The sequence below is a fragment of the Rhodococcus triatomae genome, from assembly GCF_014217785.1.
Taxonomy (GTDB): Bacteria; Actinomycetota; Actinomycetes; order Mycobacteriales; family Mycobacteriaceae; genus Rhodococcus_F; species Rhodococcus_F triatomae.
The window spans coordinates 2,327,852-2,349,104 of sequence record NZ_CP048814.1; the positions used below are offsets into that span (position 1 = coordinate 2,327,852).

At 69.4% G+C, this 21,253-nt stretch carries 19 protein-coding genes; 9 read left to right on the plus strand and 10 right to left on the minus strand.

Annotated features, from left to right (window positions below; all coding sequences use genetic code 11):
- Window positions 1-28: 28 nt before the first annotated feature.
- From G4H71_RS10925 to G4H71_RS10940, 4 genes are all read left to right on the plus strand, one after another.
- Window positions 29-1,303: an ABC transporter substrate-binding protein gene (locus G4H71_RS10925; RefSeq protein WP_072740317.1), complete on the plus strand. Its 1,275-nt coding sequence runs from the start codon at window positions 29-31 to the stop codon at window positions 1,301-1,303.
- Between the two features lie 86 nt (window positions 1,304-1,389).
- Window positions 1,390-2,451 carry a carbohydrate ABC transporter permease gene (locus tag G4H71_RS10930; protein WP_083343151.1) on the plus strand — a complete coding sequence of 354 codons (1,062 nt, stop codon included), beginning with the start codon at window positions 1,390-1,392 and terminating at the stop codon, window positions 2,449-2,451.
- Window positions 2,448-3,347 carry a carbohydrate ABC transporter permease gene (locus G4H71_RS10935; RefSeq protein WP_371843058.1) on the plus strand — a complete coding sequence of 300 codons (900 nt, stop codon included), beginning with the start codon at window positions 2,448-2,450 and terminating at the stop codon, window positions 3,345-3,347. Before G4H71_RS10930 ends, G4H71_RS10935 begins: the two co-directional genes overlap by 4 nt.
- A gap of 5 nt (window positions 3,348-3,352) precedes the next feature.
- Complete coding sequence (locus tag G4H71_RS10940; RefSeq protein ID WP_072740316.1) at window positions 3,353-3,541, plus strand: hypothetical protein; 189 nt, start codon at window positions 3,353-3,355, stop codon at window positions 3,539-3,541.
- 425 nt (window positions 3,542-3,966) lie between these two features.
- On the opposite strand, the gene G4H71_RS10945 is transcribed toward G4H71_RS10940, so the two are convergent.
- Together G4H71_RS10945 and G4H71_RS10950 are read right to left on the minus strand one after the other, a co-directional pair.
- Entirely contained in the window at window positions 3,967-4,548 is a 582-nt protein-coding gene (locus G4H71_RS10945; protein WP_072740315.1) for an ATPase, read from the minus strand.
- Window positions 4,545-4,928 carry a TA system antitoxin ParD family protein gene (locus G4H71_RS10950; protein WP_072740314.1) on the minus strand — a complete coding sequence of 128 codons (384 nt, stop codon included), beginning with the start codon at window positions 4,926-4,928 and terminating at the stop codon, window positions 4,545-4,547. The genes G4H71_RS10945 and G4H71_RS10950 overlap by 4 nt, the downstream gene beginning before the upstream one ends.
- Before the next feature lie 179 nt (window positions 4,929-5,107).
- Here G4H71_RS10950 and G4H71_RS10955 point away from each other — a divergent pair, with 179 nt between their 5' ends.
- Window positions 5,108-7,273, plus strand: coding sequence for a transglycosylase domain-containing protein (locus G4H71_RS10955; RefSeq protein WP_072740313.1), 2,166 nt, complete (start codon window positions 5,108-5,110; stop codon window positions 7,271-7,273).
- 124 nt (window positions 7,274-7,397) lie between these two features.
- Here G4H71_RS10955 and G4H71_RS10960 read toward each other — a convergent pair whose 3' ends face one another.
- The 5 genes from G4H71_RS10960 to G4H71_RS10980 all read right to left on the minus strand — a co-directional run bounded on the left by G4H71_RS10960 (window position 7,398) and on the right by G4H71_RS10980 (window position 12,439).
- Window positions 7,398-8,495, minus strand: a complete 1,098-nt coding sequence (locus G4H71_RS10960) for an inositol-3-phosphate synthase (protein WP_072740312.1) — start codon at window positions 8,493-8,495, stop codon at window positions 7,398-7,400.
- Complete coding sequence (locus tag G4H71_RS10965; protein WP_072740311.1) at window positions 8,488-9,045, minus strand: PadR family transcriptional regulator; 558 nt, start codon at window positions 9,043-9,045, stop codon at window positions 8,488-8,490. The genes G4H71_RS10960 and G4H71_RS10965 overlap by 8 nt, the downstream gene beginning before the upstream one ends.
- A 123-nt stretch (window positions 9,046-9,168) precedes the next feature.
- Window positions 9,169-9,996, minus strand: coding sequence for a DUF1707 SHOCT-like domain-containing protein (locus G4H71_RS10970; RefSeq protein WP_072740310.1), 828 nt, complete (start codon window positions 9,994-9,996; stop codon window positions 9,169-9,171).
- Window positions 9,997-10,001: 5 nt separating this feature from the next.
- On the minus strand, window positions 10,002-10,826 hold the full coding sequence (locus tag G4H71_RS10975; protein ID WP_072740309.1) for a DUF1707 SHOCT-like domain-containing protein: 825 nt from the start codon (window positions 10,824-10,826) through the stop codon (window positions 10,002-10,004).
- Window positions 10,827-10,891: 65 nt separating this feature from the next.
- A complete protein-coding gene (locus G4H71_RS10980; RefSeq protein ID WP_246442265.1) occupies window positions 10,892-12,439 on the minus strand; it encodes an MFS transporter in 1,548 nt (515 codons plus the stop codon).
- Window positions 12,440-12,550: 111 nt separating this feature from the next.
- On the opposite strand from G4H71_RS10980, the gene G4H71_RS10985 reads away from it, so the two are divergent.
- Window positions 12,551-13,222, plus strand: a complete 672-nt coding sequence (locus G4H71_RS10985) for a TetR/AcrR family transcriptional regulator (protein WP_072740308.1) — start codon at window positions 12,551-12,553, stop codon at window positions 13,220-13,222.
- Between the two features lie 247 nt (window positions 13,223-13,469).
- Here the strand turns inward: G4H71_RS10985 and G4H71_RS10990 are convergent, their stop codons facing one another.
- Complete coding sequence (locus G4H71_RS10990) at window positions 13,470-13,946, minus strand: DIP1984 family protein (RefSeq protein ID WP_072740323.1); 477 nt, start codon at window positions 13,944-13,946, stop codon at window positions 13,470-13,472.
- A 58-nt stretch (window positions 13,947-14,004) separates the two neighbouring features.
- Window positions 14,005-14,865: a DUF1707 SHOCT-like domain-containing protein gene (locus G4H71_RS10995; protein ID WP_072740307.1), complete on the minus strand. Its 861-nt coding sequence runs from the start codon at window positions 14,863-14,865 to the stop codon at window positions 14,005-14,007.
- 114 nt (window positions 14,866-14,979) lie between these two features.
- Here G4H71_RS10995 and G4H71_RS11000 point away from each other — a divergent pair, with 114 nt between their 5' ends.
- The 3 genes from G4H71_RS11000 (at window position 14,980) to G4H71_RS11010 (ending at window position 19,814) form a co-directional block, all read left to right on the plus strand.
- The gene (locus G4H71_RS11000; protein WP_174561899.1) at window positions 14,980-15,408 is read left to right on the plus strand and encodes a DUF5318 domain-containing protein; all 429 of its coding nucleotides are present in this window, start codon (window positions 14,980-14,982) and stop codon (window positions 15,406-15,408) included.
- A gap of 635 nt (window positions 15,409-16,043) precedes the next feature.
- Complete coding sequence (locus tag G4H71_RS11005; RefSeq protein WP_083343163.1) at window positions 16,044-18,185, plus strand: transglycosylase domain-containing protein; 2,142 nt, start codon at window positions 16,044-16,046, stop codon at window positions 18,183-18,185.
- A gap of 138 nt (window positions 18,186-18,323) precedes the next feature.
- Complete coding sequence (locus tag G4H71_RS11010; RefSeq protein WP_246442966.1) at window positions 18,324-19,814, plus strand: glycosyltransferase family 87 protein; 1,491 nt, start codon at window positions 18,324-18,326, stop codon at window positions 19,812-19,814.
- 10 nt (window positions 19,815-19,824) lie between these two features.
- Here G4H71_RS11010 and G4H71_RS11015 read toward each other — a convergent pair whose 3' ends face one another.
- Window positions 19,825-21,201, minus strand: coding sequence for a glycosyltransferase family protein (locus tag G4H71_RS11015; RefSeq protein ID WP_072738593.1), 1,377 nt, complete (start codon window positions 21,199-21,201; stop codon window positions 19,825-19,827).
- Window positions 21,202-21,253: the final 52 nt, after the last annotated feature.

Genomic DNA, 21,253 nt, shown 5'->3' on the forward strand with positions numbered 1-21,253 from the left:
GTCCACACCTAACCCATGGGGAGTATTCATGGTCCAGATTTCCCGGGCGGCCCGCCGCACGGCGGTGCTCGCCACCGCTGCCGCGCTGGTCACGCTCACCGCATGTTCGAGTGACGACGGCGGCTCCGACGCCGCGGCCTCCGAGAACCTCGACGGTCGCGGCCCCATCACGTTCGCGATGGGCAAGAACGACACCGACAAGCTGCAGCCGGTGATCGCGGCATGGAACGCGAACAACCCCGACGAGCAGGTCACGCTCGAGGAACTGCCGGGTGAGGCGGACGACCAGCGTGAGCGTCTCGTCCAGTCGCTCCAGGCAGGCAACGCCGACTACGACGTGATGGCGCTCGACGTCACCTGGACGGCCGAGTTCGCCGCCAACGGCTGGCTGCAGGCGCTCGAGGACGACCTGGCCATCGACACGTCCGGCCTGCTGCCGGCGACGGTGGACAGCGCCACCTACCGCGACACGCTGTACGCGGCCCCGCAGAACACCAACGCGCAGCTGCTGTACTACCGCACCGACCTGGCTCCCGAGGCGCCCGCGACCTGGTCCGCGCTGATCGACAGCTGCGCTGCCGTCGCGGCGCAGGACGTCGACTGCCTCGTCACCCAGCTCAAGCAGTACGAGGGCCTGACCGTCAACACCACGCAGGCGATCCACTCGTGGGGCGGCGCGGTCGTCGGCTCCGACGGAGCGACCCCCGAGGTCGACTCCCCCGAGGCCAGGGCCGGGCTCCAGGCCCTCGTCGACGCCTACGAGGCAGGCCAGATCCCGCAGCGGGCAACCGGATTCACCGAGGAAGAGACGAACTTCGCGTTCGTCAACGGTGAGGCCGCGTACGCCTACAACTGGCCGTACATGTTCGGCAACGCCGACGAAGAGGGTTCCGCGGTGGCCGGCCGGTTCGCCGTCGCCCCGATCGTCGGACCGGACGGTGCCGGCGCGTCCACGCTGGGCGGCTACAACAACGGCATCAACGTCTTCTCGGAGGCCAAGGCCACGGCTCGCGACTTCGTCGAGTTCGTCCAGAGTGCCGAGAACCAGGCAGCATTCGCCGATGCGGCGTTCCCGCCCGTCCTCGCCTCGGTGTACGACGACGCGGAGCTCATCGCCGAGTATCCGTACCTGCCTGCTCTGAAGGCGGCGCTCGAAAGCGCCGAGCCGCGGCCGGTGACGCCGTACTACGCGAACGTCAGCAAGGCGATCCAGGACAACGCGTTCGCGGCGATCACGGGTCAGAAGTCCGTCGATCAGGCGATCACGGACATGTCCGCCGCCATTTCGGCAGCAGCCAACTGATTCTCCGGACAGGCACCCACCGGCCGTGAGGCCGGCGACCGAATCCGCCGAGTCCGGACCGACGACGAGGAACCAGGTAAGAGACGATGGTCGACTCCGCCGACGTCAGGCCAGCGGACGAAGGTCGAGTTGCGACCGGGGCCCCGAGCCCCGGTCGCAACGGTGTGCCGGGCACCCGCACGACGGGTGACGAGGATCCCCCGCGCCGAATACGTGATCGGCGCGCGTTCTGGTTGATCGCGCCGACGATGGTGATCCTCGCCGTCGTCATCCTGTACCCGGTGTTCCGGGCGCTGTACCTGTCGTTCCAGGCGGACCGCGGGATCAACGAGGCGACCGGCCGGTTCGAACCGGGCGGATTCGCCGGGTTCGACCACTATCTGATGTGGCTGACCGGAAACTGCGGTGCCGGCGCCGGTTCGTGCCCGCCCGGCACGCTCGGGGCGGATTTCTGGCCTGCGGTCGGGGTCACGCTGTTCTTCGCCGTGGTGACGGTCTCCATCGAGGTCGTTCTCGGCCTCTGGATGGCGACGGTCATGAGCCGCAACTTCTTCGGCCGCTCGATGCTGCGGGCCAGCGTGCTCATCCCGTGGGCCATCCCCACGGCGGTGACCGCCAAGCTCTGGTTCTTCATCTTCGCCGAGAACGGGATCGCCAACAAGGTTCTCGGCACCTCGATCGCATGGACCACGGATCCGTGGGCGTCCCGGTTCGCGGTCATCCTCGCCGATGTGTGGAAGACGACGCCGTTCATGGCGCTGCTGATCCTCGCCGGCCTGCAGATGATCCCGCGGGACGTGTACGAGGCGGCGCGCGTCGACGGCGCCACCGCATGGCAGCGCTTCACCCGCATCACGTTGCCGCTGGTCAAGCCGGCGCTGATGGTCGCCGTCCTCTTCCGGACCCTCGACGTGCTGCGCATGTACGATCTCCCGGCGATCCTGTCCGGTACCAGCGGCTCGACTCCGACCACGACGGTGTCCATCCTCGTGGTCGCGGACATGCGGTCCGGCAACTTCAACAGTGCGTCGGCGTTGTCGACGCTCGTGTTCCTGATGATCTTCGCGGTGGCCTTCGTGATGGTGAAGTTCCTCGGCGCCAACGCCGTCCGGACCCAGGACGAGCAGCGGAAGGGAGTGAGGAAATGATGACGGGCAGGCACAGGAGTCCCGAGGCCGTGGTGACGGAACCGGCTCCCCTCCCGGTCCATCGACGGCCCGTCGCGCCGCTGGTCCGCACCTACCTCGGAGTCGGCATCATCCTGGTGTGGGGTCTGGCGCCCTTCTACTGGATGGTGATCACCGCGTTCCGGGACGTCGGGCACACGTTCGACACCACGCCGTGGCCCACCTACCTGACGTTGGAGAACTTCCGGGCCGCGCTGTCCACGGACAAGGGCAACGACTTCCTCGGGGCCATCGTCAACAGCCTCGTCATCGGCACGGTCACCACCGCCGTCGCCCTGCTGCTCGGAATCTTCACCGCCTACGCGCTGGCGCGCATCGAGTTCCGGGGCAAGTACCTGGTCACCGGCATCATCCTGGCTGCCTCGATGTTCCCGGGCGTCGCGCTGGTGACCCCGCTGTTCCAGCTGTTCGGCGATCTCAACTGGATCGGCCAATACCAGGCACTGATCATCCCGAACATCTCGTTCGTGCTGCCGTTGACGATCTACACACTGACCTCGTTCATGTCCGACATGCCGTGGGAGCTCGAGGAGGCGGCCCGCGTGGACGGGGCCACCCGGGGCCAGGCGTTCCGGCTGGTGATCCTCCCGCTCGCGGCTCCGGCGCTGTTCACCACCGCGATCCTCGCGTTCATCGCGACGTGGAACGAGTTCATGCTGGCGAGCCAGCTGTCGAACCGGGCCACCGAACCCGTGACCGTCGCGATCGCCCGGTTCTCCGGGGAGAACGCGTTCACCCAGCCGTACGCGGCGATCATGGCCGCGGGAACGCTCGTGACCATTCCGCTCGTGATCATGGTGCTGATCTTCCAGCGCCGCATCGTCTCCGGCCTCACCGCCGGTGGTGTGAAGAGCTGATCGCCGTGCATCCGGTCGCGAAACGCCAACGCCTCGATCTGCTCGTCGGCGTCCTCGGTTTCTTCTCGGTGATGGCACTGATCTCCGCCGTCGTGGAGCTCTTCCGGCCCGAGCCGGGGATCCTCCCCGGAACGGTGCTGCTGGGCTGCCTGCTGCTCACGGCCGGGGCCGTGGTGTGGCGCCGACGGGTCTAGGACACCAACGTCGAGCAGTTCCTTCAACGGGGACGTGGAGCGCGGCTGAATGCCACGAGCGAGTGCAGCGGCGGGTTCGCCAGCGTCCGACTTCGTCCTCGACGAGCACGGGCGACCGACCGGTGAGATCGCACCTTCCCGCCGCCCCAGCGAGTCCTTCGTGCCGATCGCTCCGACTCGCAAGGGGCGTGGGCCGCCTCGAACGCGTCGGGACTGACGTTGCCGAGGCGGCTGTGCAGGCGACTGGTGTTGAACCAGTGGACCCGCTCCACCGTGTGCTTGCCGACTTCCCAGCCGTGGTTGCGAGGAAGGGAGCGGCATCGAACCCGGGATGGTGCAGTCATGAAGGTTGTCGACGTGTCCGTCGGGTCGCCAGGGTAGGCCCCGGCTGGGATTGTCGGGCCTCTTGTGTCGCTCCGGTCCGGCTACGGATGCCTGGCGCGGGACAGAGCCGCGGGAAACCACGCGGGCCGGGCGTGGTCGGTGACTTCGATGCCTTCCACGAAACGCGCCACCCTCCGCATCCGGCGTCGGCTGTTGTCGTAGAGATACGCCTGCTCACACCGAGTGATCGCCTCGGCCGCGAGCGGCCAGACGCGTTGGTATCGCGCACGAATCTTCTGTTCCGGAACGGCGTGTCCCCCAGATTGTCGACGAAGCCGCACGCGGTGTACCGCGAGCTCTTCGGGGACCACCACGACGTGGAGAACAACCCGGAAGCCCTGACGGTGCGCGTTCTCGACGAGCTCCAACTTCGACGGATGCGAGAACACCGTTTCGGCGATGAACGGCTTGCCCGCGACGATCAGTGCGTCGCGGGTGCGCTCGGCGATCCGGGCCGCGTCGTACGACCTGTTCTCTGCGTCGTCGGGCCATCGTCTCTGTGCGATGTCGTCGGCGTTGACGTAGAGGGAGCCGGGAAGGCGAGGGAGTAGCACCTCGCGGATCAGGGAGGACTTTCCGGCACCGTTGCAGCCGACCACGAGGTCGAGTCTCGGCGTCGTCATTCCCCGGGCAGGGCCCGCTCGGATCCGTCGGGCCCGTATTCGACCAGCTCGCCTTGCTCGTCGAGCGCGACGGAGGTGAATCCCCGCTGTGCCCGAGAGGCCACGAAGTCGAACTCGGCGAGATCCGCCTCGATGCTCGCGTCGATCTCCGCGTCGAAGACGACGGCCTCGTCGGTGGTGAGTTGCGCGGAGGGAAGAGTTCCCGCCAGCGCCGATTCGATCCGGCGACGTCCGGTGCTGGATCGGTCCGAGACCGCACGGCCGACGCGTGCCCAGTGCTCGAGCTGCTGGCGTGCCGACCGCTGTTCCCTGACACCTGCCGTAACGGCGTCGCCCCACAGGTCAGGAGAAAATCTGGTCACCTTGTCGGCGGACGTCATCGCTGGACCTCCCGGCTGTTGCAGAATGCTACATCCGAGTATACGAGCCACCGGCGAGCGCCGGCAACGGCCGCGAGCTGCCCGGTGACCCCTACCACCACTGCACGGAAACTCCGGAAACCGTGGACCGGTCGGTGCAATGCTGTGCGGGAACGGATCCTCGATCGGGAGTTGTTCACGTGAGTTCACCCGAAGCACCGACGCGGGCGGGGAGGGTGCCACCCCCGCGGCGCCCACGCGGCCGGATCCTGCGCCGTGCCCTCGCCGCGGTCGTCGTGATCTTCCTGGTGATCCCGATGACCGTGTTCCTCACCGCCTACCTGTTCGCCGAGGTGCCCGGGCCGTCGGATCTCGAGACGAACCAGGTGGCCACGGTGCTCGCCGCGGACGGCACCACCGAGATCGCCCGCGTTGTTCCGCCCGAGGGCAACCGCACGGAGATTCCGCTCGAGGAGATCCCGTCCCACGTCCAGAACGCGATGCTCTCGGCAGAGGACCGCGACTTCTACTCCAATCCCGGCTTCTCCGTCTCCGGCTTCACCCGTGCCGCACGGGACAACGTGCTGGGCCGGGAGAGTGCGGGCGGCGGCTCCACCATCACCCAGCAGTACGTGAAGAACGCGCTGGTCGGCGGAGACCGCAGCCTCTACCGCAAGATGCGCGAGCTGGTGATCTCGACGAAGATGGCGCGGCAGTGGACCAAGCAGGAGATCCTCGCCGCCTACCTCAACACCATCTACTTCGGTCGCGGCGCGTACGGCATCGAGGCGGCGTCGCAGACCTACTTCGACCGTCCGGCGGCCGACCTCGACATCGCTCAGGGCGCCGTGCTCGCCGCCCTGGTCCAGAGCCCCTCCTACCTGGATCCGGAGGTCAATCCGGGGCTGCTCGAAGCGCGCTGGGACTACGTCCTCGACGGGATGGTGACGATGGGGACCCTCAGCGAGGCGTCCCGGGCCGAGCAGCAGTTCCCGCCGCTGGCCCCGATCTCGACGGATGCCGACCTGCCGCCCGGCCCGGAGGGTCTCATCCGGGGCCGGGTGCTCGCCGAACTCGCCGGAATCGGGATCAGCGAACGGACGATCAACACCCAGGGCCTGCGGATCACGACCACGATCGACCCGAAGGCGCAGGAGGCCGCGGTGGAAGGGGTGCGCGACACCTTCTCGGGTGAGGACCCGGCGCTGCGGTCGGCGGTGGTGTCGATCGACCCCCGCACCGGCGCGGTCCGCGCGTACTACGGGGGCGAGGAGGGCGCGGGCTACGACTATGCCCAGGCCCCATTGCAGACCGGGTCGTCGTTCAAGGTGTTCGGGCTGGCGGCAGCGCTGAAACAGGGTGTCCCGCTCTCCGCCCAGTACAGCAGCGCGCCGTTGCGCGTCGGGAACCTCGAGATCGGCAACGTCGAAGGCGAGTCCTGCGGCACGTGCAGCATCGCCGAGGCCACCAAACGTTCCCTCAACACCAGCTTCTACCGGCTGATGATGTCGCTGGACGACGGGCCGCAGGCGATCGCCGATGCGGCGCACGAGGCGGGCATCCCGGTGGAGATCCCCGGGCTGGACGGGCCGAGTCTCGGACAGGACGGTGGGCCTCCCGAGGGCGGCATCGTGCTGGGCCAGTACCTGGTGCGCCCGATCGACATGGCGTCGGCGTACGCGACCCTCGCCGCATCCGGCACCTATCGTGCGCCGTACTTCGTGGAGCGGGTCGTCGATGCCGAGGGTGAGGTCCTGTTCGAGAGGCAGCCGAACCCGGGCGAGCCGCGGATCGAACCTGCCGTCGCGGACAACATCTCGTCCGCTCTCCAGCCGGTCGCGGCGTACTCGAACGGGCACGCCCTCGCCGGAGGCCGGGCGTCGGCCGCGAAGACCGGCACCGCGCAGCTCGGCGAGACCGGCGACAACAAGGACGCCTGGATGGTCGGGTACACGCCGTCGCTGAGTACCGCGGTGTGGGTGGGGACGGCCGACGCCGGCGCTATCCGTACGCGCTGGGGTGGGTCCGTCTACGGGTCCGGGCTGCCGTCGGACATCTGGAAGGCGACGATGGACGGCGCCCTGGACGGGACGCAGACGGAGACGTTCCCCCGGCCCGGTTCCATCGGCGGCCAGGCGGGAGCACCCCAGGTGCGGGTGAACTCCCCGACCCGTCCGGCGGCACCGGCACCCGCCGGACCGGCGCCGGAGGCTCCCCCTCCGCCACCCGGCGACGCGCCTCCACCCCCTCCACCGCCGGAGGCGTCGCCACCACCGGTTCAGCTCCCCCCGCCGGTGCCGCCCCCCGCTCCGCCGCGACAGGTGGAGATCCTCCCCGGGGTCGTCATCCCGATCCCCGGCCAGTAGCCGTCCGTACCCCTCGCCCGGAAATACCCCTCTGCCCGGAAATCCCCTCCGCCGAAATGGGTGAAGGTGCCCTTCGCCTCCTCGAGGGGACGAAGGGCACCTTCACCCAGGGTGCGGAGAGCTGTCAGTCGGCGTCGACGATGAACGCCTCGAGCTCGGTGCGTGCCTTGTCGTCGGCCATCTGGACCGGGGGGGACTTCATCAGGTAGGCCGAGGCCGGGAGGATCGGTCCGCCGATGCCGCGGTCCTTGGCGATCTTCGCGGCGCGGATGGCGTCGATGATGATGCCGGCCGAGTTCGGGGAGTCCCAGACCTCGAGCTTGTACTCCAGGTTCAGCGGGGCGTCGCCGAACGCGCGACCCTCGAGGCGGACGTACGCCCACTTGCGGTCGTCGAGCCACTCGACGTAGTCCGAGGGGCCGATGTGGACGTTGCGGTCGTGCACCTTGCCGGCGAGCGAGCCGGTGAGGTTCGAGGTGACGGCCTGCGTCTTCGAGACCTTCTTCGACTCCAGGCGCTCACGCTCGAGCATGTTCTTGAAGTCCATGTTGCCGCCGACGTTCAGCTGGTACGTGCGGTCCAGCACGACGCCGCGGTCCTCGAACAGCTTCGCCATGACGCGGTGCGTGATGGTGGCGCCGACCTGGCTCTTGATGTCGTCACCGACGATCGGGACACCGGCGTCGGTGAACTTCTTCGCCCACACCGGATCCGACGCGATGAAGACGGGAAGCGCGTTGACGAACGCGACACCGGCGTCGATCGCGCACTGTGCGTAGAACTTGTCCGCCTCCTCGGAGCCCACCGGAAGGTAGGACACCAGGACGTCGACCTGTGCGTCCTTCAGTGCCTTGACGACGTCGACGGGCTCGGCGTCGGAGACCTCGATGGTCTCCGCGTAGTACTTGCCGATGCCGTCGAGCGTCGGGCCACGCTGGACGGGGACGTCGAGGGGCGGGACGTCGGCGATCTTGATGGTGTTGTTCTCGGACGCGAGGATGGCCTCGGAGAGGTCGAATCCGACCTTCTTGGCGTCCACGTCGAACGCGGCGACGAACTTGACGTCCCGCACGTGGTAGCCGCCGAACTTGACGTGCATCAAGCCGGGGACGGTCGACGTCTCGTCGGCATCCTGGTAGTACTGGACGCCCTGGACCAGGGACGAGGCACAGTTCCCCACGCCCACAATGGCCACGCGCACCGCGCTACTGTTCTCACCCATGGTCGGGTTCTCCTTCTTTCTTCGGTGATGCTGTCGACTGCTCGGCGGCGATGAGTTCGTTGAGCCAGCGGACTTCGCGTTCGCTGGACTCGAGGCCGAGCTGGTGGAGCTGGCGGGTGTAGCGATCGAGCGATCCGCTCGCCCGGGACACGGCTTCACGGAGGCCTTCGCGGCGTTCCTCCACCTGGCGCCTGCGGCCCTCGAGAATGCGCATCCGCGCCTCGGCGGGCGTGCGGCTGAAGAAGGCCAGGTGGACGCCGAAGCCGTCGTCCGTGTAGTTCTGCGGGCCGGTGTCGGCCACCAGCTCCGAGAACCGCTGCCGCCCGGCGGGCGTCAGCTGGTACACGCGTCGGGCCCGTCGCTTGACGGGCACCGGGGTGCCGGCGTCCTCCTCGATGAGGCCGTCGGCCTGCATGCGCCGGAGGGTGGGATACAGCGAACCGTACGAGAAGGCACGGAACGCTCCCAACAGGCCGGTCAGCCGTTTGCGCAGCTCATAACCGTGCATCGGCGACTCGAGGAGGAGCCCGAGGATGGCGAGTTCGAGCATCCGTCACCTCCCGAGCCGCTCGATACATTTCCTGATGCGATGACAAACTATATCGCACCGATATAAACGACCATAGATGACGGCGATAGGTGTGACAACATGTCACAGTGGATTCGGTCGCGGTCAGTCCGCGGACCGAGGGAACAATTCGAGGATCTCGCCGTCGAACGCGATCTCCATGTGCCCGCTCGTCTGGGCCTGCTCGTCCTCGACGTAGATCCGGACGATCGGGCGTGGTTCCAGGTCGGAGTCGTCGTACTCGAACCGGATCTGGTCGACGATCCCGGTCGGCACGCCCAGTGTCTCCGGCGCCCCGCGGACGAGGCCGATCAGCCGCTCCACGTCGAGTTCCGCGAGATCGACCGGGACCGTGTCGAGGGACCGCGTCGAGGGGCTGCCGAACTCCCGGAACTCGCCGCGGTACAGGTAGTCGGTGGCGGACCGGGGGTCCTCGCCCACTCGGTCGACGGAGGCGTGCTCCGGGAAGAGCAACACCTCGTCGGCCGTGAGGTCACCGAAACGATCGCGGTAGTCGTCGAGGAAGCGCTCGATCCCCTCGGGGGTCGTCCAGCCCGAGCCGGCGTGGTCGGACGCTTCCGCGGAACCGCCGAGGCCGTTTCCGATGACACCGGCCAGCGCGCCGAGACCGAATGCGACGGCGACGGTTCCACCGGCCAGCGCCCACCGCCGACCGTTTCTGCGGCGCTCCGGGCGCAACACCGGTACGTTCCCGAGCCGTCCGGGGAACTGCAGATCCCCGATCAGTGCCCGCAGCTCGCCGAAAGTCTTGGCTCCCATCGCCGACTCCACCCGGGAGGCGTGCTCGTCCTCGGTGAACTGGCCGTCCGCGAGGGCGGAGTCGAGCAGTGCGCAGGTGTCGACCCGATCGGAGTCGCGGGCACGCAGGTCCACGGTGGAACGCGCGGACGACCCCGGGGTGAATGCGGTCATGGTTCCTATCCCTCGAACGGGCGGGATCTCAGGAGCTCACCGGCCGGGGTGAGCTCGAGATAGCCGCTCTCGGAGAAGTCGTTGCGCACGAACACGCGAAGTCCCGCGGCGCCGTCACGGTCCGTCTCGATGCTGATGTGGTCGACCGTGCCGTCCGGGACGTTGAGGCCTGCCGGGGCCGTGTCGAGGTGCCGGGCGATCGCGGCGACATCGATCGTCGCCAGGTCGATCGTGGGTGTGTCGATGCGCCGGCTGGTCGTCGCCTGGCCCGACCGCGTGAAGCCGCCTCGATAGGAGTAGCTCACTCCGCGGTTGGGTTCGGCGGGCAGTGCCCGGTCGAGGCTCGCATGGCCGCTCGCATAGAGGTTCATCTCGTCGACGACGGTGTCGCCGAACTTGTCCCGGTACCGCTCGAACACCAGCGTCATCCCTTCCGCCGTGACCGGCGACGGGTGCGCGACCACGATCGGTGCGATCGCGTCTACGTCGACGGCCACCACCTCCGCCGGGTCGGCGGCCGCCCGGTCGTCACCGCCGTCGCGCACGAGCGCGTAGGCGCCGACCGCCGCCACCACACTCGCGACGGCGACGGCCGCGGCGAGGACGGGAAGTGCGCGCGGCGGCCGTGGCGCGGGCGGGTCGACGGTCTGCAGATCCTCGGTGAGCACCGCCAGGTCGCCGAGTGTGCGGGACGTGCGGGCCAGTTCGGTCCGCGCCGCATACTCCTGCTCGTCCAACTGTCCGTCGCCGAATGCGGAATCGAGCCGGGTGCACGTGCTCTCGCGATCCGCGTTCCGGGCGCGGGTTTCCGGTGGGTATCGGTGGGCCACACCGGAATCCTAGGACGCGTACGCGAACTCCGGCACCACCACCCGGCCACCCGTCGCCCGCCCACTCACCGTCGGCGCAGCAGCCGCGGTACGACGACGGCCAGCCCGGCCAGCACCACCGCGCCCGAGAGCGCCGCCACGCTCATACCCTGCACGAATGCGGTGCGGGCCGCCTCGGCGATCTGGCCGGCCACCTCGGCCGGCAGGCCGTCGGCCGCGGCCAGTGCGCCGGGGAGGGTCGCACCCGCGGCATCTTCGACAGGCGCGGGCAGGGGCGACGGCAGGTCGATCGTCGCCCGGTAGACGGCGGCGCCGACGCTGCCCATGACGGCGATTCCCAGTGCTGCACCCAGTTCGTTGCCCGTCTCCGACACCGCCGACGCCGCCCCGGCCCGCTCACGCGGTGCGGAACCCACCACCAGATCGGTGGCCAGCGCCATGACGGGGCTGAGGCCGAATCCGAGGATGGCGGACCCGAGCACGATCACGGTCAGCGACCCGTCCGAGGGAGTCATCGCCATGACTGCCAGGCCGACCGCGGCCGTGGACAGCGCGGCACGGAAAACCGCCGGCCTGCCGAATCTTTCGGCGAGCGCCGGGGCCGTCACCGACCCGATCGCGACCGCGACCAGCGCGGGCAGGTTCCACAGCGCCGCGACGAGTGGGCCGTGTCCGGCGACCAGTTGCAGATGCTGCGCCATGAACAGCAGCACGCCGGTGAGGGCGAACAGGGACAGCGCGCCGGACACCACGGCCGCGCTGAAATGGTGGTTGTGGAACAGGGTGATATCCACCAGAGGGGTCTCGATCCGCCGCTGGCGCCGGACGAACACGTATGCAGAGACCACTCCGACCGCGGCCGCCGCGACGGTTCCGGCGTCGACCGCCAGGTGCTCGGCAGCCTGCTTGATCGCCCATACCAGCGGCAGCACCGCAGCCAGGGACAGTACGACGCTCACCGGATCGAGGCGACCCGGGTCCGGGGACCGGTACTCGGGAACGAGGATCGGAATGGCGATCAGCAGGACGGCGAGGACGGGGACGTTGATGAGGAATACCGAACCCCACGAGAAGAATTCGAGCAGAACCCCGCCGATCAGCGGGCCGAGGGCGCTACCGCCGGCGAAGGCACCGGTCCAGATCGCGATGGCGCGCGTGCGGTCGCGATCGTCGGCGAACATGGACCGGATCAGCGACAGGGTCGACGGCATGAGAGTGGCTCCGCCGATGCCCATCAGCGCCCGCGCCGCGATGAGCATCTCGGCGGTGGGCGCGAAGGCTGCTGCGACGGAGCCGATTCCGAAGACGACGGCGCCGATCATCAGGAGTTTTCTGCGGCCGATCCGATCGCCGACGTTGCCCATGGTGACCAGCAGTCCGGCGAGCAGGAATCCGTAGATGTCGATCATCCACAGGGCCTGTCCGGCCGTGGGGTCGAGGTCGAGGCCGATGGCGGGCATGGCCAGGTAGAGCACCGACAGGTCCATCGAGGCGAGCAGGACCGGGAGGACGAGGGCGGTGAGCGCGAACCAGGCGCGCCTCGGGGTGGTGGTCGCCGTGTCGGTGCGCGCCGGGTTTTCGGGGGCTGCCGGGTTGTCAGGGGTGGTGGACACGGTTCCTCCGGGTCTCGGCTGTACGTCGTGCGTACGTCGTACGCGTCATGTGGGTACACCGTACGCATCAGCTAGGATCGGGGCAAGAGCGTGGGCCACGGCGGGAGTGCGATGAGCAGGGAACCATCCGAACGTGCGACACCCCTGACGATGGAACGGATCGTCGGGGCAGCCGTCGACCTCGCCGACCGCGAAGGCATGGACGCGGTGTCGATGCGCAAGGTTGCCGAAGAGCTGGGGTCGGGAACCATGTCCCTGTACCGGCACGTGCCGACCAAGGACGCGCTCGTCGTCGCGATGGTCGATGCCGTCACCGAGGAGTACGCGTACCCGGATTCACCCGAACCGAACTGGCGCGAGAGCCTGCAGATCCTGGGCCGTCGGGACTGGGACATGTACGCCGCCCATCCCTGGATGGCGGAGGCGACCACCAAGCCGGTCGCCAGCCCCGCGATGGTCCGGTCGATGGAATGGGCACTGGATGCGATCGCCGAACTCGAACTGCCCCTCGAGGATGCGGCGAGTGCCATCCTCACCGTCAGCACCTACGTACAGGGCAGCGCGCGTATCGCCCTCGCGGTTCCCGCGGGCACCGATATCGGCGCCGCCTGGAACGAGACGATGAAAGGCGTGCCGTTGACCGGCCGTCCGATGCTGTCGGAGTTGACCAGGCAGTTGGCATCGCTCGATGCCGAGACGATGATGCTCTCCGGATTGGACATGGTGCTCGACGGCATCGCCGCTCGCGCCGCCCGCCGCGGTCGCCTCGCGGATGGACCGTGAGGCGACCGCGGCGGATCGACGCGGCGGTGGCTGGGTACCCCGTTCCCGCCCTCACCGGCCCGGATCAGCACGTGGTGGTGATGTGTGTGTCGTGCACCGTCAACTGTGCGCCGTATCGGCTGCGTTGTGATGTCGGGAGTCGAACCCGAGCGCTGCCGTCGCGCGCCAGAGGTGGTGGACCGGAACCGCCGGACCTCGGTGTGTGCTCGCTTCCGTGCCGGCTACCGTCCCCAGCCGGTGGTCGAAGTCAGTCGACCAGGTCGACCTCCCAGTTCGCTCGCTGGATCTCCAGGTCGATCTCCCGTAGTTGCCGTGACAGGTCGTCGGCAGTGCGCCGCAGTTCGGCCACCGGCAGTGCGGCGACGTAGGCGAGTTCGGATCGCAACTGACGTTGGTAACCGTGCCGGGCGCCGGAGGCGGCGTCGGCAGCCGCACTGATCGCCTTGTGGCGGGTGCGCAACGCTTCTCGCCGCGAGAGCGCCTCGGTGAGGGTGCGGTCGCCGAGCGGTGCCGTGGCGTTCGTCCGGTTGATGCGGCCGACCAGGAGTTCGACGCGGCCGACCGCCTCGTCGAACTCGGCGAGCAGGGCCGCGGCGTTCTCGGCCGGTGCCTCACCCTCCTGGAAGCGCGCGTTGGCGACGATCCGGGACTGCAACTGTTCGATACGGCGTGCCAACTCACCTCGCTCGGCGAGTGCTTCTGCAAGTTCACGGGAAGCGACGATACGGGCCGGGGCACTGGAGGGCGAGAGGTTTCGGCCTGCATCCGGGCGTCGCCGAACGTCAGGGCGCGGGAACGACCTGCACCACGTTGCCGGAGAGGTCCGTACGTACGTATCCGCCCCGGACGCCCGCGGCATCGTAGGCATAGATGCTGGCCGCCGGGGTGCCGCTGTCGGCGAGCAGGACGTGCCGGACCGCGCCGTCCGGAACCCCGATCGTCGCCGGGGCCTGCTCGACCGCGGCGATCAGGCCGGCGACGTCCACCGCATCGAGATCGATCGGGGCGGTTCCTGCGCCGCGGGTGCGTCCGCTCGTCGCGGTGAACTCGCCGACGAACTCGTACACGTCCAACCGGTCCCGCCTCTCCGGATCCGGGCGGCTCACGATCGCGTAGCTCGGGTACAGCGCGAGATCGTGGGCGACGACGTCGCCGAACTCGGCCCGGTACCGCTCGCGGAACCCGGTCGCCCCGTCGACGGTCAGGGTGTCCACGGTCACCGACGCAGCGTCCGTGACCGTGTCACCGTCGACGGCCGCCGCCGGCGCGGGCAGGTCTGCGGGCTCGAGCACCGACGGGCCTGCCGCCTCCGGCCCGTCGCCGGTGCGGAGCAGGCCGATCGTCCCGACCGCGCCGATCACGACGACGGCGCCCGCGGCGGCGATCAGCGTCCGGCGCCTCGACGTCCGTGGCGGCGGGATGTCGGCAGGTGCGGGCACGAGTGGGGAGGCTTCCGGATCCTGCAGGTCGCGGACCAGTTCCGCGAGCGTGGCCAGCGTGGTCGCCGTCCGGGCCAGCGCCAGCCGGTCGTGGTACTCGTCCGCGGCGAGCATGCCCTCGGCGTAGGCGGCGTCCAGCCGGTTGCACACGTTCACCCGGTCGATGTCGCGGGCACGCGTACGCGGTTGCGGTGTCCTGGCCACGAGGGAATCGTAGTTCGGGTGGTGTCGCGCGGGTTCCCGTGCTCTACATCTCGTTGACCAGTGTCACTGGCCACAGCCCTTCTCTCGCTCTCCGACGCACGTACTCTGGGATGCGTGCGAATACAGCGGCAGGTCGTGGACTACGCGCTCCAGCGGCGGTCGCTGCTGGCCGCGGTCCGGGCCGGCAGGACGGGCGTCGCCGAGGTGTGTGACGCAAGTCCCTATCTGCTGCGCGCGGCCAAATTCCACGGTAAGGGCACCGACGTCATGTGTCCGATCTGCCGCAAGGAGCAATTGACTCTCGTCTCCTGGGTTTTCGGCGAGAAGCTGGGTACAGTGTCGGGTTCGGCCCGTACGGCCGAGGAACTGGTCCGGCTCGCGGCCACCGAGGAGGAGTTCTCGGTGCACGTGGTCGAGGTGTGCCGGACCTGCAGTTGGAACCACCTGGTGCAGTCCTACGTGCTCGGTTCCCTGCCCAAGCCGAAGCGACCACGCGGCTCGTCACGAGCGCGGCCACCCGGCCGCCGCACCGCGAGCGAGTGAACGTCGCCGAGCACGGCGCCGTCACCGCGCACGGAGATGTTTCGGAGCGCGGAGACGCCGCAGAGCAGCCGCCAAGCAATGGACTGGAAGCAGTCCACGAACCACTGGAGATTGGTACGTGAGTTCCCCCTTCAACGCCCCCGGCGATCGACCGAACGGACCTGTCCGGCCCAGCGGCCCTCCGCCTCAGGGACGTCCCGGTGGCCCGCCCCCCGGCGCCCGCCCCGCAGGAGGACCTCCCCCCGGTGGTCGCCCCACCGGCCCACCGCCCGGGTACCGCGGTGGTCCCCCGCCGCAGGGACGCCCGCCGCAGGGCCGTCCCGCCGGGCCGCCGCCGCAGGGGCAGCGCGCCCCCCGGCGGTCAGCCGCCGCGCCGTCCCGCCGGGCCGCCGCCGCAGGGAGCCCCACAGCGTCGCCCGGCCGGTGCCCAGCCGCCCGCCGGCCAGCGCCGTCCCGCCACCGCGTCGGGTTCCGGCGGTGGCCGACCCCCCGGTAACCGTCCGCCCACCGGCGGCGGCCGCTCGGGCGGGGGCACGGGCGGGGAGCCGCCACGCGGTGGCGGCTCGAAGGCCCCGAAGAAGAAGTCGAAGTGGAGGATCGTGCGTCGCACCGCGTACGGCCTGGTGGCCGTCGGCATGGTGGTGCCGATCCTGCTGTTCATGGTCGCCTACATCGTCCAGGACGTTCCCCGTCCCGGCGACCTGAAGACGAACCAGGTGTCGACCATCCTCGCCGCGGACGGGACGTCCGTGATCAGCCGGGTCGTGCCGCCGGAGGGCAACCGCACCGAGGTGGACCTGGACCTGATCCCCGAGCACGTGCGTAACGCCGTGCTCGCGGCGGAGGACCGGGACTTCTACTCGAACCCCGGCTTCTCCATCAGCGGGTTCGGGCGAGCCGCCCGGGACAACGTCCTCGGTCGGGACAGCGCGGGCGGTGGCTCGACCATCACTCAGCAGTACGTGAAGACGTCGATGGTCGGTTCCGAGCGGACGATGACCCGCAAGATGAAGGAACTGGTCATCTCGTCGAAGATGGCGCGCGAGTGGTCGAAGGACGACATCCTCGCCGCGTATCTCAACACCATCTACTTCGGCCGGGGTGCCTACGGCATCGCCGCAGCGTCGAAGGCGTACTTCGACAAGCCGGTCGAGGCCCTGACGGTCGAGGAGGGCGCGGTGCTCGCGTCGTCGATCCAGCTGCCGTCGCTGCTCGATCCGGAGACGAACCCGGACGGTGCCCAGGCCCGCTGGAACTACGTCCTCGACGGCATGGTGACCGCGGGCACGCTCGACGCCGCGGCGCGGCCGACCCTGCAGTACCCGGCGTTTCTACCGCTCGCGCAGGTGGACAACGGCGACTCGGCGTCCGGCCCCGAGGGGCACATCCGCAACCAGGTGCTGCGCGAACTGGCCGACGAGGGCGTCAGCGAGCAGCTGATGAACACCGAGGGCCTGCAGATCACCACCACGATCGACCCGGCCAAGCAGGAGGCAGCGGTCGATGCGGCACGGTCCAACCTGCAGGGTGAGCCGGACTCGCTGCGCACGGCGGTCGTCTCGGTGGACCCGAACACCGGCGGCGTGGTCGCGTACTACGGCGGCGAGGACGGCATCGGATACGACTTCGCCAACGCCGGCCTGCAGACCGGCTCGTCGTTCAAGGTGTTCGGTCTGGCCGCGGCGCTCGACCAGGGCATCCCGCTCTCGCAGATGTACGACAGCAGCCCACTGACCGTCAACGGCATCAGCATCGGCAACGTCGAGGGCGAGAGTTGCGGCCAGTGCACCATCGCCGAGGCGCTCAAGCGGTCGCTGAACACCAGTTTCTACCGCCAGATGCTCGACCTCGACGGCGGTCCGCAGGCCGTGGCCGACATGGCGCATCTCGCCGGTATCCCGAAGGAGATCCCCGGCGTCGGCGCGACCCTCACCGAGCCGAACGGGGCGGGCCCGAACAACGGCATCGTGCTGGGCCAGTACCAGTCCCGTCCCCTGGACATGGCCTCGGCGTACGCCACGCTGGCGGCGTCCGGCACCTACCGGGCACCGCACTTCGTGCAGCGCGTGGTGACCTCGGACGGCACCGTGCTCCTCGACCGCGGTGCGGACCCGGGTGAGCAGCGGATCGACGCGGCCGTGGCCGACAACGTGACCGCCGCGGCCGAACCGATTGCCGCGTACTCACGCAACCACGGCCTGGCCGGTGGCCGGCCGTCGGCGAGCAAGACCGGAACGGCCCAGCTCGGCGACACCGGCGAGAACAAGGACGCCTGGATGGTCGGCTACACGCCGTCGCTGTCCACGGCGGTCTGGGTCGGCACCGAGGAGGGCCAGGCCCTGCGCAACGTCTACGGCGGCAAGATCTACGGTTCGGGCCTGCCGTCGGACATCTGGAAGGACGCGATGGACGGCGCCCTTCAGGGCACCCCCGTCGAGAGGTTCCCCAAGCCGGGGTCGATCGCGGGCCAGGCCGGTGTGCCGAGCTACAGCGCGCCCGCACCGACGTCGACGCCCGAGCCGGAGGAGAACCCGCTGCAGTTGCCGACGGATATCGTCCCGCCGGTAGTGGTGACGCCACGGCCGGTGGAGATTCTTCCCGGTGTGACCATTCCCCTGCCGGGTCTGGCCCCACGCCCGGAGACCCCCGCCGAGCCGCAGCAGCCGGTCCCCGGGGGAACTCCCGGTGACGGAGGTGCCGGTGGCGGAACGGATCCGGGTGCGGGCGGTGCCGGACAGGGTGCACCGGGTAACCAGCAGGTGGTTCCCGGCCGGTAGCCTCGCGGCGTGGATCACAAGCCCCGGTCGTCGGACACATGGGAGGACTTCGGCGCGGTCAACGAGCAGTCTCCCGCGCCGCTGGCGGAGGATCGTCGATCCGACGACGACCGGGATCTGCCCAGCCGCACCGATCCGATGGTGCGCCAGCTGTCGCGGCTGGTCGGTGGGCCGCTGGGCCGGCACGCCCTGGTCGGCCGGGAGACGTTCCTGACCCCGATGCGGGTGCTGTTGCTGCTGGGCGTCGTCTTCCTCGCGTTGGGCTGGTTCGCGAAGGCGCCGTGTATCCAGCAGGGGCCGGTCGGTGCCGACGGCGCGCTCGGCCTGGACTGGAGCGGGAGTCGCCAGTACGTGGCGATGTGCTACTCGGACACCGTTCCGCTGTACGGCGCCGAACGGCTGGACCAGGGAGCCTTCCCGTACAAGAAGTCGTGGGAGGAGACCTCCTCGGACGGCCACGTCCAGGTGCGGTACATGGAGTATCCGGTGCTGTCCGGGCTCTACCAGTACGGCTCGATGGTGGTGGCCAAGGCGTGGGACGCGGTGCCCTGGCTGCCGGGCGCGTTGCAGGTCGTGATCTATTTCAACGTCGTCGCACTGGGGTTGTCCCTCGCCTGGCTGGTGACCCTGTGGTCCACCGCTCTCCTGGCCGGTCGCCGCGTCTGGGATGCCGCGCTGGTCGCCTGCTCACCACTGGTGATCGTGCACGCGTTCACCAACTTCGACCCGCTCGCCACGGCGTTCGCTGCCGGTGGCCTGTTGGCGTGGGCCCGGAAGCGGCCGGTCCTGGCGGGCGTGCTCCTCGGGCTCGGCGGCGCGGCGAAGCTGTACCCGCTCCTGCTGCTCGGGCCCTTGCTGGTGCTCTGTCTCCGGGTCGGCCGCGTCCGGGACTGGACGCGCACGGCGCTCGGTGCGGTCGCCGGATGGCTCGCGGTGAATCTGCCGATCGCCGTGTTGTTCCCGCGGGGTTGGGCGGAGTTCCTCCGGCTCAATTCCGAGCGTGGCGCCGACCCGGATTCGATCTACAACGTCCTCTCGTCCTTCACCGGCTGGGCGGGATTCGACGGTCCCCTCGCACACGGTGAGGCCCCCACGATCCTCAACGCGGTGTCGTTGTTCCTGTTCGTCGGCGTGTGTCTGGGCGTCGGCTACGTCGCGTTGACCGCGCCGCAGCGGCCACGGGTGGCGCAGCTGTGCTTCCTCCTGGTCGCCGGGTTCCTGCTCACCAACAAGGTGTGGAGCCCGCAGTACTCGCTGTGGTTGGTCCCGCTCGCCGTGCTCGCCTTCCCGCACCGGCGGATCCTGTTGGCCTGGATGACGATCGACGCCCTGGTGTGGGTTCCGCGGATGTACTACTACCTCGGGGTGGGAAACAAGGGACTGCCCGAACAGTGGTTCACGGCAACGGTTCTGGTGCGCGATGTCGCGGTCGTCGCGATCTGCGTGCTGATCGTCCGCCAGATCTACCGTCCGGAACACGATCTGGTGCGCCGCGGCGGCGTCGACGATCCCGTCGGTGGTGTGCTCGACGGGGCCCGCGACAAGTTGCCCCTGTGGATGCCGGACCGGCTGCGCCCGTACGACAGACGAGAGGACCCGGCCGACGACGACCAGCTGGCGCCCCGCTAGGAGCCGGACGTCAGCGGGCGGCCTCGGGCACCCCGACGGGCACCGCGTCGTCGCCGGGGGCCGGTACCTTCGCGGGCCGGCCGGCGGGCCTGCGCGCCGCGTTCAGGAAGACGAAGAACAGCGCGACGAGCAGCGTTGCCCGACCCCACACCCCGAACTTGACCAACAGTTCGTAGACGTGGCTGTCGGTGCCCTCGACGAGCGCGCCGAAGTACTTGAACACCCCGATACCCAGTGCCAGGTCGGCGGCGAGATACGCGGCGACGAGCCCCCACGGCACCCGCAGCAGGACGAAGAACGGCAGGATCCACAGGGTGAACTGGGGCGAGTGCACTTTGTGGAACAGCAGGAAGCCGCACAGCATCGCGGCGCCGACATTGATCCACGGGAAGGTGCCCTCGTGCTGGAAGCGCCGCCAGCCCAGGTGCGCGGCCAGCGCGATCGCGGCGAGGACGAGCAGCGGCGACAGTACCCCGACGGTCTGGTCGAACGCCGGGGTCGTCGAGTTGTCCGGCGACGGCCCGAACATCGGCAGCAGGCCCCAGTACCAGATCGAGTTCGTGGTGAGGTCGGCGAGCCGGTTCTGCTGGAACGTGATCGAGGCACGCCAGCCGTCGTAGGAGATCAACGCGAACGGAAGGTTCACCGCGATCACCGTGACGACCGCGGACGCGACCACGAGGAGTGCGCCGCGGACGTCGTAGCGGCGCGGGCCGTCGGCTCCGCTGCTCGGCCGTCCGTGCGCGAGCACGTACAGCGCCAGCGGCAGCACGAACAGGCCGGGATAGATCTTGAGGCAGAAACCGACCGCGAGCAGCGCCGCGGCGAGGATGGCCCGGGTCCGGAGCGGGATCCGCTCATAGGACATCAGGAAGATGGCGCCGACGACCGTGGCCACCACCGGGAGTTCCCAGTTGTGGAACGCGTACAGCACCAGCGGCGGCGTCGCGGACCAGAGCAGCGCCCACTTGCCGGCCATGCGGCCGAGCATCCACGCGGTGAGGAGTCCGAACGGCGCCAGCAGCAGCGCGGACTGCAGCAGGAACTGGGCGTCCGTGTGTGCTCCGACGGCCGCCAGCCACATCAGGACGCCGCTGAGTACCGGGTACTCGACGGTGCCGCCGGTGAGCAGGCCGTCGGCGTCGATGCCTCCGGAGACGTACGGGAACAGGTGCTGATCGATGCCACGACCCAGCCACAGGAGCTGGATGTCGGAGTAGCAGACCTGGGTGTCCTTGATGCGATCGAAGACGAGGCTGCGACCGGCGTCGTCGAACGGTGCGCCGGCGCACCGGGCCTTGTTGAGGTACCCGGCCAGGAGGGAGAGCCCGCACAACCCGACGACGAGCGCCATCACCGGCGCGCTCGTCTTCCGGTCGAGTCGCATACTGTCCAGCCTAGGGGCCGCGGCGGCGTCGTGGGAGGTCGACCGCACGTGA

Excerpts from the sequence above, each read along its gene's own strand:
- G4H71_RS10935 (WP_371843058.1), top strand. The coding sequence starts at position 2,448 with ATGATGACGGGCAGGCACAGGAGTCCCGAGGCCGTGGTGACGGAACCG.
- G4H71_RS10965 (WP_072740311.1), bottom strand. The coding sequence starts at position 9,045 with ATGCTCGAACTCGCCATCCTCGGGCTCCTCCTCGAGTCGCCGATGCAC.
- G4H71_RS10985 (WP_072740308.1), top strand. The coding sequence starts at position 12,551 with ATGAGCAGGGAACCATCCGAACGTGCGACACCCCTGACGATGGAACGG.
- G4H71_RS10930 (WP_083343151.1), top strand. The coding sequence starts at position 1,390 with ATGGTCGACTCCGCCGACGTCAGGCCAGCGGACGAAGGTCGAGTTGCG.
- G4H71_RS11015 (WP_072738593.1), bottom strand. The coding sequence starts at position 21,201 with ATGCGACTCGACCGGAAGACGAGCGCGCCGGTGATGGCGCTCGTCGTC.
- G4H71_RS10950 (WP_072740314.1), bottom strand. The coding sequence starts at position 4,928 with ATGACGTCCGCCGACAAGGTGACCAGATTTTCTCCTGACCTGTGGGGC.
- G4H71_RS10960 (WP_072740312.1), bottom strand. The coding sequence starts at position 8,495 with ATGGGTGAGAACAGTAGCGCGGTGCGCGTGGCCATTGTGGGCGTGGGG.
- G4H71_RS11010 (WP_246442966.1), top strand. The coding sequence starts at position 18,324 with ATGGTGCGCCAGCTGTCGCGGCTGGTCGGTGGGCCGCTGGGCCGGCAC.
- G4H71_RS10970 (WP_072740310.1), bottom strand. The coding sequence starts at position 9,996 with ATGACCGCATTCACCCCGGGGTCGTCCGCGCGTTCCACCGTGGACCTG.
- G4H71_RS11005 (WP_083343163.1), top strand. The coding sequence starts at position 16,044 with ATGGTGGTGCCGATCCTGCTGTTCATGGTCGCCTACATCGTCCAGGAC.
- G4H71_RS10945 (WP_072740315.1), bottom strand. The coding sequence starts at position 4,548 with ATGACGACGCCGAGACTCGACCTCGTGGTCGGCTGCAACGGTGCCGGA.
- G4H71_RS10925 (WP_072740317.1), top strand. The coding sequence starts at position 29 with ATGGTCCAGATTTCCCGGGCGGCCCGCCGCACGGCGGTGCTCGCCACC.